The 15,233-nt window shown below is 39.2% G+C and carries 11 protein-coding genes; 6 read left to right on the top strand and 5 right to left on the bottom strand.

Annotated features, from left to right (window positions below):
* Window positions 1–435: 435 nt before the first annotated feature.
* From AN391_RS05905 to AN391_RS05880, 6 genes are all read left to right on the top strand, one after another.
* Entirely contained in the window at window positions 436–2,103 is a 1,668-nt protein-coding gene (locus tag AN391_RS05905; RefSeq protein WP_055014547.1) for a phosphoethanolamine transferase, read from the top strand.
* Window positions 2,100–2,471, top strand: coding sequence for a diacylglycerol kinase (locus AN391_RS05900; protein WP_055014546.1), 372 nt, complete (start codon window positions 2,100–2,102; stop codon window positions 2,469–2,471). Before AN391_RS05905 ends, AN391_RS05900 begins: the two co-directional genes overlap by 4 nt.
* Window positions 2,462–4,411, top strand: a complete 1,950-nt coding sequence (locus AN391_RS05895; RefSeq protein ID WP_055014545.1) for an LTA synthase family protein — start codon at window positions 2,462–2,464, stop codon at window positions 4,409–4,411. Before AN391_RS05900 ends, AN391_RS05895 begins: the two co-directional genes overlap by 10 nt.
* Window positions 4,412–4,474: 63 nt before the next feature.
* Window positions 4,475–5,149, top strand: a complete 675-nt coding sequence (locus AN391_RS05890; protein WP_055014544.1) for a response regulator transcription factor — start codon at window positions 4,475–4,477, stop codon at window positions 5,147–5,149.
* The gene (locus AN391_RS05885) at window positions 5,130–6,566 is read left to right on the top strand and encodes a sensor histidine kinase KdpD (protein WP_055014543.1); all 1,437 of its coding nucleotides are present in this window, start codon (window positions 5,130–5,132) and stop codon (window positions 6,564–6,566) included. The genes AN391_RS05890 and AN391_RS05885 overlap by 20 nt, the downstream gene beginning before the upstream one ends.
* Before the next feature lie 45 nt (window positions 6,567–6,611).
* A complete protein-coding gene (locus tag AN391_RS05880) occupies window positions 6,612–7,490 on the top strand; it encodes a TraB/GumN family protein (protein ID WP_055014542.1) in 879 nt (292 codons plus the stop codon).
* 36 nt (window positions 7,491–7,526) lie between these two features.
* Here AN391_RS05880 and AN391_RS05875 read toward each other — a convergent pair whose 3' ends face one another.
* The 5 genes from AN391_RS05875 to AN391_RS05855 form a co-directional block, all read right to left on the bottom strand.
* Entirely contained in the window at window positions 7,527–8,939 is a 1,413-nt protein-coding gene (locus tag AN391_RS05875; protein ID WP_055014541.1) for an ATP-binding cassette domain-containing protein, read from the bottom strand.
* A 77-nt stretch (window positions 8,940–9,016) separates the two neighbouring features.
* Window positions 9,017–10,741, bottom strand: coding sequence for a response regulator (locus tag AN391_RS05870; protein WP_055014540.1), 1,725 nt, complete (start codon window positions 10,739–10,741; stop codon window positions 9,017–9,019).
* Window positions 10,742–10,885: 144 nt separating this feature from the next.
* Window positions 10,886–13,219: a fatty acid cis/trans isomerase gene (locus AN391_RS05865; RefSeq protein WP_055014539.1), complete on the bottom strand. Its 2,334-nt coding sequence runs from the start codon at window positions 13,217–13,219 to the stop codon at window positions 10,886–10,888.
* A complete protein-coding gene (locus tag AN391_RS05860) occupies window positions 13,216–13,581 on the bottom strand; it encodes a hypothetical protein (RefSeq protein ID WP_055014538.1) in 366 nt (121 codons plus the stop codon). Before AN391_RS05860 ends, AN391_RS05865 begins: the two co-directional genes overlap by 4 nt.
* A 118-nt stretch (window positions 13,582–13,699) precedes the next feature.
* The gene (locus AN391_RS05855) at window positions 13,700–14,500 is read right to left on the bottom strand and encodes a VOC family protein (protein WP_055014537.1); all 801 of its coding nucleotides are present in this window, start codon (window positions 14,498–14,500) and stop codon (window positions 13,700–13,702) included.
* Window positions 14,501–15,233 lie beyond the last annotated feature (733 nt).

The following is a 15,233-nucleotide window of genomic DNA, read 5'->3' as shown; positions in this document are numbered from 1 at the left end:
GTTTATAGCACTACGAAGCCCTCGCGGGAATAATCACCACGATAATAATCAGGACTAGGTTAAGTGCATTTGTAAGCATGTAATTAATACCAAAATGTGTTCATTTGTTACGAAGTAATAATCTTCGCTCTGTATTTGTATTTGTACCGCGCTGAGGCGAGTAAGTCAACACCAAACTTAATTCAAAAAAAACGCTAAAATTCAAATTAAGTGGTTTTTAAATTCATCACAAATCTATTTAAAGAATTTTTTATGCTTAAATTTCAAGCTTAGAAATTCACTATTCTTAAATCTCTCATTTATGGTTTGATTAATTTTTGAGGTTTTTTTACAAATAAAATTTATTTATTCTCTTCAGGGAATGCGTAGGTTCTCTTAAGCAATTCTTAAGTGTTGTTGCATAGCATGGCGTTGTTATTTTAAACGAGCCTAAATATGAACGCACTTAACCATACACCCGTACAAAAAAAGCCAAATCGTAGTAAACGGTTTTATATTCACTGTAGTGCAAACACCTTTGTAGTAATGATTGCTTGTTATTACTGTTTAGTTATAAACATTCCTTTTATTCAAGGTTCGTTTAGCGCCATTACCTCACTTGCGTCTTTTTCATGGCTGTTTTTATTTTCAGTCCCGCTGCTATTGTTATGTCTTTTAATTATTTTCTTTTCGATTGTATCGGTTAGGTGGTTACTAAAACCCATAAATTACCTATTACTGATAATTTCAAGCGCTGTACTTTATGGCTCATTAAATTACGGCGTCGTGTTTGACTATTCAATGATTCAAAACACGTTCGAAACAGATTCAAGCGAAGCGTTGAGCTATTTAAACCCGCAGCTCATAGGCTTTTTACTGCTATTTTGTGCGTTACCTGTTTTTATATTAAGCAAAGTGAAAATACATTTCACTCGCCCCCACCAAGAAGCGATTAGCCGTATAAAGCTTATTCTAGCGTGCTGCTTATTAATTACTTTAGTTGTTGTGAACTTTTACGCCGACTACGCAGCCACTGGCCGTAATAATCGCATTTTGAAAAAAGAAATCATTCCATTTCAGTACCTCTCTAGCGGTTATAAATATATGCGCGATCAACTGTTGTACTCCAATATAAAATTTAAAAGTATAGATGCAGCACCTACCCTAATTGAGCCGACGATTCCCAGCGTAACAGTTATAGTTGTTGGCGAAACCGCACGAGCAGACAACTTTGCTTACCAGGGATATAAACGCAACACCAATCCCTATACACAAAAGCATAATGTAACGTATTTTAATAATGTCGCATCATGCGGTACGGCAACAGCGGTGTCTGTGCCGTGTATGTTTTCGCTGCAAACACATGATAACTTCGATCGATTAACGGCCGATAACCAACAAAACCTGATTGACCTTGCACAACAAGCTGGCAGCGATGTGCTGTGGGTTGATAACAACAGCGGCTGTAAAAACGTATGCACCCGTGTTGTTAACATTGATATCTCAACCACTGCATCAGCGCTTTGTGATGGGAAATATTGTTTTGATGAAGCACTTATTGCTCCACTTAAACGTAAACTAGCTAATTTAAGCCAAGCTAACACCGTGATCGTCCTGCATATGATGGGCTCACACGGACCCACCTACTTTAAGCGCTACCCAGATAAATTTAAGCAATTTAAGCCCACGTGCGACAGAAGCGACATTCAAAACTGCTCACTCGATGAATTAGTTAATACCTACGACAACACAATTGCGTACAGCGACTTTGTTAACGCCCAGGTAATTGAGCAGTTAAAAGCGCTGCCAAAAAACATAGATAAGCAGTTTTTATATGTCTCTGATCATGGTGAATCACTTGGCGAAGCTGGGGCTTATTTACATGGTTTTCCGTATAGCTTTGCACCTAGCACACAAACGCACGTTCCTCTTTATATGTGGGCTGATGAGCATAATCAGCGCATTACGAATGCCTGTTTAGCTAATTTAGACACCCGAGCTGCACGCTCACACAACAATATTTTCCACACCCTTTTAAATTTAATTGGCATTAAAAGCAAAACATATCAGGCATCCCTTGATTTACTTGCTCACTGCCAAACAACAAGCGAAATAAAACTATGAGCAATAAAACCGTTATAAAACGCCAAGGCTTAATGCGCCTTATTTTTACCTTAAACCATTCTTTTAACGGCTTAAAATGGATGAGTCGATTTGAAGCGGCGTTTCAACAAGAGCTAGCACTGTTTTCGTTACTTGGAGTGTTTGTGTGGTTACAAGACATTGCATTAAGCGACAAGTTATTACTGATAGCCAGCCTGCTTTTTGTATTGTTTGCTGAGCTGGTAAATACAGCCGTTGAGGTTGTGGTTGATAGAATTGGCAGCGAATATAATGAGCTTTCGGGGCTCGCTAAAGATATTGCCTCAGCCAGTGTGTTTATAGCCATGCTAATTACAGCTCTTATTTGGTGGGCTGTATTATGGGCTTAACGCTTAAAAGTAATAATTCTAAAGTCAAGCAAGTATTTGGCCCTGTGTGGATTCTTGTTGTATTTACTATTTTAGCTCTGAGTTTTTTAACTCTTGCCCGTTTTGGGTTGAGCGTATGGCAAGGTGAGCGTGTATTTGGATCGCATGCATGGCTTTCTATATTTATAGGTGGCCTAATAGTAGATATAGCGACTTTAAGCTACATTATTATGCCTGCATTACTACTGACTTTAGTTATGCAAAGCATAAATTGGCAAAACAAAGTATGCGGCCTCATTAAAATTTACTTAGTAGCGATGTCTGCTTTACTCGTTTTTTTTGAAGTGATTACTCCTACGTTTATAAACGAATACGATTTGCGCCCAAACCGCTTATTTATAGAGTATTTAATTTACCCTAAAGAAATCTCAAAAATGATTTTTTCAGGCTATAAGCTAGACGTAGTGATTGTTGTTATAACACTTGTTTTAAGCTGTAAGTTTGCAAGTAAAGTATTTAGTCATCAATGGCAAAGAAAATCATCACTAACGAGGCTAAATCAATCAATTTTAGCATTAGTTTTAGTATGTTTGACTATTTTAGGCGCGCGTAATTCATTAGGGCATAGGCCGCTAAACCCAGCTATGGTCTCGTTTTCTACCGATCACTTACTTAACGATTTAACTCTGAACTCACTTTATAGCGTCGTATTTGCGCTCAAACAACTCTCTAACGAGCAATCAAGCCAAGACTATTACGGGAAAATGCCTACAAATGAGCTACTTAGTATTGTGCGTAATAATATGCAAAATACACAAGCCGCATTTAGTGACTTAACCGCACCAACAAAAACATTTCATGCAGCAAGCAATACAGGCAAACCAAAAAATCTAGTCATTATTTTACAAGAAAGTTTAGGTGCCCGTTACGTAGGTACACTTGGCGGTTTACCGCTTACACCTAATATTGATGCCCTTTATAAACAAGGCTGGGGGTTTGACAATTTATACGCCACAGGTACGCGCTCGGTGCGAGGAATTGAGGCGGTAATTACAGGATTTACACCCACACCTTCGCGTGCGGTCGTTAAGCTTGATAAATCACAACATAATTTTTTTACCATTGCTGATTTTTTAGCTAAGAAAAATTACAACACCCAGTTTATTTATGGTGGCGAAAGCCATTTTGATAACATGCGAAGCTTCTTTTTAGGTAATGGTTTTAAAGATATTGTAGATACGAATAACTTTAATAAAATAGACTTTAATGGTTCATGGGGCGCATCAGACGAAGACTTATATGATCAAGCCGATCTCGAGCTCACTAAACTTGAAAAACAGAATAAACCCTTTTTTAGCCTTATATTTTCAAGCTCTAATCACAGTCCCTATGATTTTCCAGATAACAAAATAACGCTGTACGACAAACAAAAGCAAACCCGAAATAATGCTGCAAAATATGCCGATTATGCACTAGGTACATTTATCGAAAAAGCTAAAAAATCAAGTTACTGGGACAACACCGTATTTATTGTTATTGCCGATCACGACTCGCGAGTATCGGGCTCTAATTTGGTCCCGGTTGATCACTTTAGAATTCCAGCTGTTATTTTTGGCAAAGGTATAGCTCACAAACGCGATGACCAACTAGCCAGCCAACTCGATATTCCCGTAACTTTACTCTCTTTAATTGGTGCAAGTGGCGAACACCCAATGATAGGGCATGATTTATCAAAGCCAATTAGCGATAACAAACAACGTGCTATGATGCAATACGACAAAAACTTTGCTTATATGCACGGTAATAAAGTGGTGGTGTTACAACCACAAAAACCAGCAACCACCTATACATACAGTAATAACAAGCTTGTGCCATGTGAAAACGATGAGCAACTGATTAAAAAAGCCCTCGCCCATGCCAACTTAGGCAACCTAGCTTATACAAACGGCTGGTATCATTAACAAAGTGACTTGATTATAAAGCCTTGTTAAAGTAACAAGGCTATTTTTATAAACCGAGCAAACATGAAAATCCTCATAATTGAAGACTCCGAAGCACTAAGGCGCAGTTTGCAAGTAGGCCTTAGTAACCTAGGTTTTACCGTAGATGAAACCGGTGATGGCTCAGAAGGCTTGAGTATGGCACTGAGTGGAAATTACGACCTCCTCGTGCTTGATTTAATGCTACCGAGTGTTGATGGCATGAGTATTTTACAAGCACTACGCAGCAGTAATAGCCAAAGCCGCGTGCTTATTTTATCTGCTAAAAGCGAAGCACAAGATCGCATAAACGGCCTTATGAAAGGTGCGGACGATTACCTTACAAAGCCGTTTTCGTTTGAAGAGCTTCATGCACGGGTTTTGGCTCTACTTCGTAGAGGCGCTCTACAAAATCAACAAAATATGCTCACTGTTGGCGATTGTATTTTAGATCTATCGTTAAAAACTCTCATGTATAAGCACCACCCTATTGAGCTTACCCGCAATGAGTACAAAATAATCGAATGCTTGTTTAATTCACCTGAACGAGTTTTAGGCTTAGAGCTTATAAGCGAAGCTGTTGTGGGGCAATTCGATATGCTTTCAAAAAATGCGCTTGAAGCACACATATCAACCATACGTAAAAAAGTAAGGCAGTTTGATGGCGAGCTTCCAATAAAAAATAAACGTGGATTTGGCTATGTCGCAACAACAAAATAAAAGTCACTCAATAAAACGTAAACTCGTTAATAATATTAGCGCCGTGATCTCGGTTATTTTATTCACAATATTTTTAACCGTTGATATAAGTGTGGATACTTGGGTGGAAGATCAGTTTAATCAGTCGCTCACAAATAAAGCAAATTACTTAAAAACATTGGTAGAAGATGATAATGGCAATGTAGAGTTTGATTTTGCTGGCGAGTTCATGTCTGAATATGAACAAACACAAGCCAGTGAGTTTTATCAGCTCTGGCATGGAGAAGCGATATTTGAACGTTCTGATTCACTCGACTTATTTCCAGGCGCAAACTTACCTTTTTTAGACATGCCAATAAATGAATCCAAAATAATCGATATTGATCTTCCTAACGGACATGATGGCCGTGCACTTATAAGTCATTTTATTGCACAAAAAGGTGATAGAAGCACTACGGGCTTAGACGTATTCAACCGCATGACACTTGCAATAGCAGCCCCTACTGATGAACTAAATAAAGTGCTCATAATTATAGATGTTGTATTTATTTTAACGTGTATATTTGGTGTATTTGGCGTGCGCTACTTGGTTACTCGCATTGTAAATAAAGGTCTATTCCCTCTTAATAATTTAAACGAACAAATAAAAATACTTGATATTACAGGCGTTGCACAAACAATAGAAAGCGACATAAAGGTAGAAGAGTTAGAGCCTATACGTAACGAACTTAATAAGTTTATAACTGTAAATCAAAAGCTCTATAGCAGTGAAAAGCGCCTAACTAACGATATCGCACACGAACTAAAAACCCCTATTGCCGAGCTCATTAGTCTCTCTGAAGTAGCGCTTCGCTATCCTAACGATAAACGCATTAGCGATACATATACCAGCGACGTACTTAATATATCTCAGCGAATGAAGATTATTGTAAATAATTTACTGTTATTACAGCGCTCTAGCAGCAGCGCTATTGAGCTTAATAAACAAAACATCATTTTAAAGCACTTAACTAAGCAAGTTATCGAAGAACTCGCTTTTAAGCATCTAAATATTTCTGAGCGTATTACTAATATGCTCAATGATAAACTAACTATTTTTGCAGATGAATTTAGCTTAAATACTATTTTATGTAACCTTATAGACAATGCATTATTTTACGGTATAACTGATCAAGCTATTACTATAGATGCCACCGAAAGTGAGCATAGTGTAACAATTTCAATAAGTAATAAAATAGACAGGCCACTTAGCGATGAAGAGCTAAGTGCTATTTTCGATCCACTGTATCAACTCGATTCTTCACGAACTAATAATCAGCGGCACGGTTTAGGCCTTTCTATAGTGCTAAGCTTATGCAATTTAAATGGCTTTAAAGTTAATGCTCAAAATAACAAAAGTAATACCCTTACATTTAATTTAACACTACCCATAAAGTAAATTTAGGTTAGTATTTAGGCAACTCAATTAGATTAAGGACAAACCATGCAAGCCCTCACTCGAATTACTCAGTTTTTTATACTGACACTTTTTATTACAACTAGTTTTAATAGTGTCGCAGCGCCGGCACTGTTCAAAGTAGAAAAAAACGGTACTAGCTCTTACTTGTTTGGCACGGTTCATGTGGGTGACGCAAGCATGAAAGGTTTACCAGAAAAAATAACGAAAGCTATAGATCAAAGCGAGCAAGTTATTGTTGAAGTAGATATTAGTAAACTCACACCACTGCAAATGCAGCAGCGTTCAATGCCCTTTATGATGCTTAAAGATGGCAAAACATTACAAACAGAACTATCAAAACAAAACTACAATAAGCTTAAAGAGTACTTTGCTAAAAAATCGATTGATATAGCTATGTTTAATGGCCTAAAGCCTTGGGCTGTAATGGTAACCATGATGCAAATTGAATTTCAAAATGCAGGGTTTTCCGACCAAACAGGCATAGACAAGCAAGTACTTGCTTACGCTAAAAAGCAAAATATCACGATTGGAGAGTTAGAAACGCTAGAGCAGCAACTGCAAATGTTTGATGGTATGGCGCTATTAAGCAACGAAATGATTGAAGAAACCTTTGAGCAGCTTGCCGATATTAACACCTACTTTATCAAGCTCGTAAACGCGTGGAAAAATGGTGATATGGAAACCCTTACCGAGTACTACAACATGAGTTTTGACGATAGTAATTATGGTGAAATAAGCGAGCAAGTAATGCTAGTAAACCGTAATGATAAATGGGTGGAGCAATTAGTGCCTCGCTTGGCTAACGAAAAACTCTTTATTGCGGTAGGTGCACTTCACTTGCCAGAGCAACACGGTTTAATAAAACAGTTAACTGATGCAGGCTTTACTATTACTCGCCTATAAAGTGATGCTAAAGGTTGGGCATAATAAGCCCAGCCTTTAATTAAAATCTTCCATTTTTAAGTAATTCTCTATTCCTTTAATTTTGTCTGCCGCATGGTGATTCACGTAAATCACAGTACTTGTTTTGGCGGCACACACTTTCTCGATTAATACTAACACCCGCTGCCTATTTGCTTCATCAAGCCCTAGGCAAGGCTCATCTAAAATAAGTAACGTGGGGTGTTTTATCATGGCGCGCACAATTAATAGCATGCGCTGATCGCCATACGAAAGTTGCGTAAATGGGCTATTTTGTTTATCGCTTAATCCAATCAGCGCTAACCATTGCTTAGCTGTATTTACCTGTGACTCTGTTGGCTTTTGATATAAGCCAATGCTGTCAAAAAATCCAGAAATAACCGTATTAAGCGCTGAAATACTTACTCGATAATCCATATGCAGCGCATTTGATATAAAGCCAATATGCTGTTTTATATCCCAAATACTTTCACCCGTACCACGTTTAAATCCAAATACTTCAATATCGTTGCTATAGCATTGAGGGTTATCGCCGGTTATTAAATTTAATAAGCAGGTTTTACCTGAGCCATTTTTACCACTTAATTGCCAGTGTTGATGTTTATTAATTTGCCAAGTGAGGTTTTTAAATATATTAACCCCAGCGTAGCTAACCTTAGCATTAGTAAGCTTAACCAATGTATCGGCGGTATACTCTGCTCGAGCTTGGGAGTCATCTGGTTGAGGTATTTCTAAAGTGGTATGAGTTAAATGCAGTAGCTTGAGCAAATCAGCACGCTGCTCTGCAGTTGGCTTATTGAGTACTTGCTGCAACTGCCCCTGATTTACATATGCGTAGTGAGTAATAAAGGGCGGAATTTCATCAAGCCTATTTAACACAAATACAAAGTTAATTGTTGAGCTAAGTGTTTCTAATAAAGTGTTTAGCACCTCACACGAATGTTTATCTAAGCCGTCATATGGCTCATCTAGCACCACTAAATCAGCATCACTACTCAACGCATTTATAAGAAGGAGTTTACGGGTTTCGCCGGTAGAGAGATCTCTAAAATTCCTCTTTAAAAGGGCGCTGTAATTAAAAGCATCTATTAGCTTTATGCGTAGCTCACGGTTGTAACTAGCATTTTGAGGAAAAATAAAATCTTTTACTAAGCTGTGGTGTTCATGTTCAATTTCATGCTTGATTAACTGCTTTTGCACATCAGATGACACAAGCTGCGTGTTATTAAATGTACTCTTAAAAGTACCACTTTGCTGCTTAGCCCCTCCCGTTAATGCGGCGCTCAATGCCGATTTACCTGCGCCATTAGCCCCTAATAATAGCCAGTGCTCGCCGGCATTCACTTGCCAACTTAAGTCATTAATTGTGTAGCGGCTTTTACCTTGCCCCTGTAAATAACCACTAAACTGTTCAAATACAATACTTTGCACAATACTGCCTTCACCATAAGCTAAATAAACAACTTAACGTATAGTAAATTACTTTAGCAAGCGTATTTAATTGCGTATTAATTTATTTCATTAGCTATGCAAACATTTACCAATGCATCAGCCACTGCCTGCTTACTTATGGGTTTATGAATATGCTCACTCGCGCCATATTCATAAATTAAGTCCATGTCTTCGGCTGAGGTATTTGCGGTAACCACTATGATGGGCATAGTTTTATTTAGCTCTTTGCGTATTTTTTTAGTTGCTTCAAAGCCATCCATTATCGGCATGTTTAAGTCCATAAAAACCACATCATAGTCAGTTTTAGATACCTTTTCACAGGCTTCTAGGCCATTTACAACGCATTCATAATCCACGCCTAACGTTTTCAAAATACGTGTAAGTAACAAGGTATTTAATTCGTTGTCCTCAACTACAAGGCAAAAAAGCTTTTTTTCGACCCCTTTTTCTGTTTGTTTATTGGTAATTTCAATTGGTAAATTGAGCGTAACGTGTGCACCGTGCATTGCATTGTTTTTAAATGCGAGCGTGCCATGAAGGGCTTTAACAACATACTGCGCCCGTGTTAATCCCGTTCTTAATCCTTGAAAGTGGTTAGTTTGCTTAAATGAATCAAACTCCAGTTCGGTTATTTCATTAGCAAAACCACACCCACTATCGCTGACTGTTAAATGTAACTGCGAGCTTTGCATGTGTGCTGTAACTTCAACTTTCCCCTTCTGCGTAAACTTAATAGCGTTGCTAATTAGCTCGGTTAATACATGCTGTAAGCGCTGATGATCTAACTTGCAAAAACAATTAAGGGAATCATCAAAATGAGTAATTAACTTAAGCCCTTTTTGCTGCGCTGCGTATTCATACGCTAACACCACTTTGTTTATTGACTCTAGAAGGTTTTCGTTTTTAAGAATTGGCGCCCACTTACCCGTGCTGAGTGCTTGTAAATCTTGTAGCTCATCTAACATAGATAAAAGTCTGAGAGCGCAATAGCTAGCTTGCGTTTTAATATTTTGTTGGTCGGCATTGATGGTGAGCTCATCTATCGATGTAATTAAGCCTTGCAACGGGGTTCTAAACTCGTGACTTGCTCTAGCAATAAAGTGCTCTTTGTTTTGGCTCATTTGCGCTACAAAGTCTTTTTGTTTTTGAAGAGCGACCAAAGTGCGCTCTACCTCTTTTTCCATAGGCATAAACACAAACCTTAGCTCAATAAGCAGTAACACCACGGCCAGTAGCCAACATAACAGCTCTAAATTAGACACGCGGTTAACTTTTTTTAATGCATGCTGTTCAAATAAAGTCACTGCGCGGTCAAGTTTGACAAGTAGGTTTTCTACATGTGCTACGCTGAGCACCTGTGTGTCTATTTCTCCTTTTTGGTATAGCAACCAACTAGCCTGGGTAATAAACTCATTCACTTCGTTATCGAGATTAGCTGGTTCAGAGAAATATAACTTTACTAATTCTGGCGTTAGGTAGCGATAACTGTCGCCTTGCTTTGTAAGCAATACCGCATGAGCTGTTTTGAATTGGGAGAGAGATTGCTCGAGTGAAGAGGTGTGGGTAGCCACATCGATTCGAGACGAAAGTAGTGCATTACTATGCCAAGCAATTTTTTGCGAGAGCATACGCTGCTTACCTGCCATATTAATTATTTTAGCGTCGTACTTTTGTACAGAAAAACCATACTGCAGCAATAAGGCTGAGCCACTTATTAATAATGCTATAGCGATTAACGCCCATCGGTAGCGCTGTCTCAGATTGGCAATTATTTTAAACATACAAGGCCGCTTTTTATTTTAAGTGTAGCCTATATATACAAAACTCAACATCAGCTTTAGTAATTATATAAATAAAAAGCCCAGTAAATTACTGGGCTAAATGTATTACATTAGGCGCAAATCTCTCATTAGAGAGCGCTACGATTATCGGTTTTCTAAGCGGTTATAATCGAACATACCAAACTCTACACCGCGATAATCTTTAGCTACCTTATGCAGTATGTCGCTGTATTTCCAAAATTCGGGGTGTGAACGGCGAATACCAAATTTTACTTTTAAAGCGGCATAATCAGCTTCAATTTGCATCATAGGTAATAGCTGTGCAAATTCACCCACTTCATTTTGATCATTTAAATACCAAATAGCCGCAGGGTAATCGCCAATAAAGCCTGGCACTAGGGTGGCGGTATCTTCATCATAAGCGCGCTGACCATCTTCATTTAATAAGCTGGAAATATTGTAATGCGCGTTGTGGTGAATAAGCGTGTAAGCTTTATGTGAAGCATCGTCTTGCTTAACCAAAATATACGATAACTGCGGTAATAAATTTATCGCTTTAGCGGGCATATTGTTTAGTGCATTTAATGGCGTGGGTACTTTTGTGTAGTCGTAGTGCTCACTCAGTACTGGCGCTAAAGTTTGCTTAACTAAACCATACAGCTCATGCTGTGGATCATCCGTTTTATATTCAATACCGCTAGGTTGGCTAAACTCTCGGTTGTTTTTAAAAAACTTAGATAAGCTTGGTGGCGACTTTCTATACCAACTCTTTTTAATTTGATGGCGCTTAGCTTCAGGTAATAACGCTAAAAAGTTTTGCTCGCCTTCTAAACGTAAAAAGTCCATGTACAAACGGGTCACTAATTGGTGGCCGATATTTCCATAGACATCAAAGCCAGCAACAAGTAGGTAATGAATACGCTCAAACAACGCATAGTCTAAAACCCACATAGTTTTAGGCTCTTGCCCAATAAACCCTTTTACTACAGTAGCACTATCAAAATGGCGAAATATGGTAAGCGCAGCATTTTTGTTATGGCCTTCACCTTTCCATAATAGGTCGGTGGTTAAATGCTCTCCATTTTTAAACATTTCGTTAGCAAGCTTAACTTTAGCCTGTAAGTACTTTTTCTCGCGCACTGAATATTTAACCCAGTTGGAGATAGGCAATGCATTGCTTTCCTCTGCTGCAGGCAGCTCAAGTGCCTCTTCATGTTGTAATAACATATCTTCAACAGCGGGCGTCGCGACTTTTTTCGGGTCTGCAAAAGCCACCCAAAAGTGATCGTTAATCACATTAAGTGCTATTTGCCCCCGACACACAGGCCCCTTAATAAAGCCCATTATGATTAGCTCAGCTTCATCAAGCATAAACTGATACTTAGCATCAATAGGGATCACTTCAAACGTTTTAAAAGGGTTAGATGCTGATTTAGGCTCGTAACTAGGCATTTTAGTTACCGTATACTCAGGGGCAATAAATTGCTCATAAATACGTGCAAGCTTGGCGTCATCAAGCCTTAATGGCAAATGTGTTTTTGATAAAACGGTTGAGCGATCTTGTAATAAGCGATAGTAAACACGACTCACTTTTGGATCATCATATGGTCGGCGCGTATTAATTAGCTTAATTTCTTCGCCTGGCGGCGTACTTGAGCGAACGAGTTTAAAAAAGTTCTGAGGGTTATCAGAATCAAAGTAAATATGGGCTAAAAACCAGTGCTCGTAAATATAACGTGCAGCTAATTGGTATTTTAAGCTGTCTTGATTTAAAAAAGCTTCCCAGTTTTTAACGTTTGTTAGCTCGGTTTCGGTGGGCGGTTTAATATGCGCCATTTTTCCACCCTCTTTGAGCCACTTTTGTAAATGATAAAACTCTTTACTAGACACCCCTGGTAAACCGTAAGGCATGCCGCCGTGAGGCTGCTCAGCTGCTAAACGATCAAATTCGCCAATAGTCGCGCAGGTTTGTGAACGGCTAAGTGAAAAGTCAAATTCATCATCGAGAATTTCATTTTCAGGTAAAGGGGCGCTTTGTTTTAAAACCAGTGAATTAAATAAAACACCGCCGGCTAAATTAGCTTCTGGGCTTTGGTTACGCTCATTTAATACGGGTGTAAAGCCTTTATCGCGCCATTGCTGAGTTGTGGTTGCATCAAATAATAACCGGCTTGGCGTACTTGCTAACAACCGTGTACCATCATAAACCAGCTCTTTGCTCAGCCCCCTATCTATCCCTTCAGGCGAAGAAAGTTTTAACTGGCAAGGCGCATCATAACAGCCATGACACACCACACAACGTGTATCAAGTACTGGCTTTACGTTTTGCAAAAACTCAGCACCAGCACCGGTATCGTGTGGCACAATTCGCTGCTGTGTTTGTTCATTACCAAATAAATCATTGTAATGGGCATTACCTAAATAAGCACACCCACTGAGAATAATAAGGACGAGTGTGCTGATCAGAATTTTTTTCATTCTTCGTCCTCATCACCGAGGTCGAAGGTTGGCATCATGTCCATTTGCGGAGAGACAAAGGTCTGGTTGTCCTGGGTATTTAACACCACACTTAGCAGTGGGCCGTGGGTCAGCGTTATTTGTGCATCGTGCTCGTGATTTAATACTCCATTAAATTCACTACTATGCAGCTCAAGTGCATACTCTTTTAAACTAATAGCAATACTGCTATCGGGTGCTGGGTTTTGGCATATCTGCGTCAGTAGCTCATCATTAAGAGCGAAGGAAATGTCTAAATCAGGCTTTTCTACATCTCGCTCACTAAGCGACTCATTTAAAATAAATAACGGTAAGGTTAATTTACTGTCTTGTTCAAATTCCATTATGCTCTCTTGCTAACTGACGGTGTAATTACCCGTCATTATAGCAAAAAAGAACATAATTACTGCGCCTAAATCACCACACTAAAGTTTAAAATTTAGCCGCAAACGTTGCTGATAGTTAAGTTTTAATATCATCCATTACCGATTCAATGATAGAAAAAACAGCGCCTTGAGGGTCGCAAATAACACTAAAACGCCCTACATCAGGAATATCTGTAGCAGGTACGCACACCTGCCCTCCAAGGCTCGCCACTTTTTTTACATAGCTATCGCAGTTATCTACAGCAAAGTAAATCATCCAGTGAGGAGGGACGTCTTGAGGCCATTCATCAGTCATTTGTAGCATGCCTGCTACAGGCTTGCCCGCAACTAAAAACAAGGTGTAATCCATCCCCTCCATTGGCTTTATTTCGCTTTGCCAACCCAGTAGTTCACAATAAAAATGACGACTCGTTTCACTATCGCGCGTTGCCATTTCATGCCAATAAGGCGTGTTGAGCTCGCAAGGACGCTTACACCCTATATGCTCTTTACCTTGCCATAACGCCACCGTGGCACCCGCAGGATCCTTTAGCATTAACATACGTCCCGCATCCATCACATTATGCGGGCCTGCTATAATTTTAGCGCCGAGCTCTTGCGCCTTCATTGCACATGCATCAACATCATCCACTGCAATATAGGTCAACCAGTAGCTAGGTATGGAATCAGCCACTTGCTCTTTAGGCATTTGATACATGGCTGCAATACCGTCATTTTGCTTTTGTAGCATAGTGTAATACTCATCATCGCCAATGGGTTGATCGTCACTTCCCCACTCAAACAACGCAGTATAAAAAGCCTTCCCTTCTTGCCAGTTGTGAGTACACAGTTCAGCCCAGCAAAATACACCTTGTGGATAGTTATTTTTATTATTCATTGTCCATTTCCTGTTGTAAATTTAAGCCATTTTTAGCTTAGGCTAATACCCTGTAAGTGTCGATAGTTATTCACTGAATAAGCCCCCTTACACACCAGTGACCACTTCCACTTGGGATTTGTAAAGCCGACCCAAACAACATTATTTACATTAACGCCAAGCAGCTAAAAGCTGATAGCTAAAAACTAATCACTTTTATTCAGGCATTAAAAAACCCGAGGCTAAGCTCGGGTTTTTTCAGTATTAATTAGCTAGGCTAATTATTACTCTACGATAGTTGCTACAAAGCACCTACCCCTAAAGGTAACAGCGCCACCTTCACATGACGTAAATGTCAGGCATTAAAAAAAACGAGGCTAAGCTCGGGTTTTTTTAGTATTAATTAGCTAGGCTAATTATTACTCTACGATAGTTGCTACAAAGCACCTACGCCTAAAGGTGACAGCGCCACCTTCACATGACGTAAATCTCAGGCATTAAAAAACCCGAGACTAAGCTCGGGTTTTTTTAGTATTAATCAGCTAGGCTAATTATTACTCTACGATAGTTGCTACAAAGCACCTACCCCTAAAGGTAACAGCGCCACCTTCACATGACGTAAATCTCAGGCATTAAAAAACCCGAGGCTAAGCTCGGGTTTTTTCAGTATTAATTAGCTAGGCTAATTATTACTCTACGATAGTTGCTACAACACCAGCACCTACAGTACGGCCACCTTCACGGATAGCGAAAC

The organism is Pseudoalteromonas sp. P1-13-1a (assembly GCF_001401875.1).
Lineage (GTDB): Bacteria > Pseudomonadota > Gammaproteobacteria > Enterobacterales > Alteromonadaceae > Pseudoalteromonas.
Note: the sequence above shows the minus strand (reverse complement) of the source record. Positions and strands in the feature narration are given on the sequence as shown.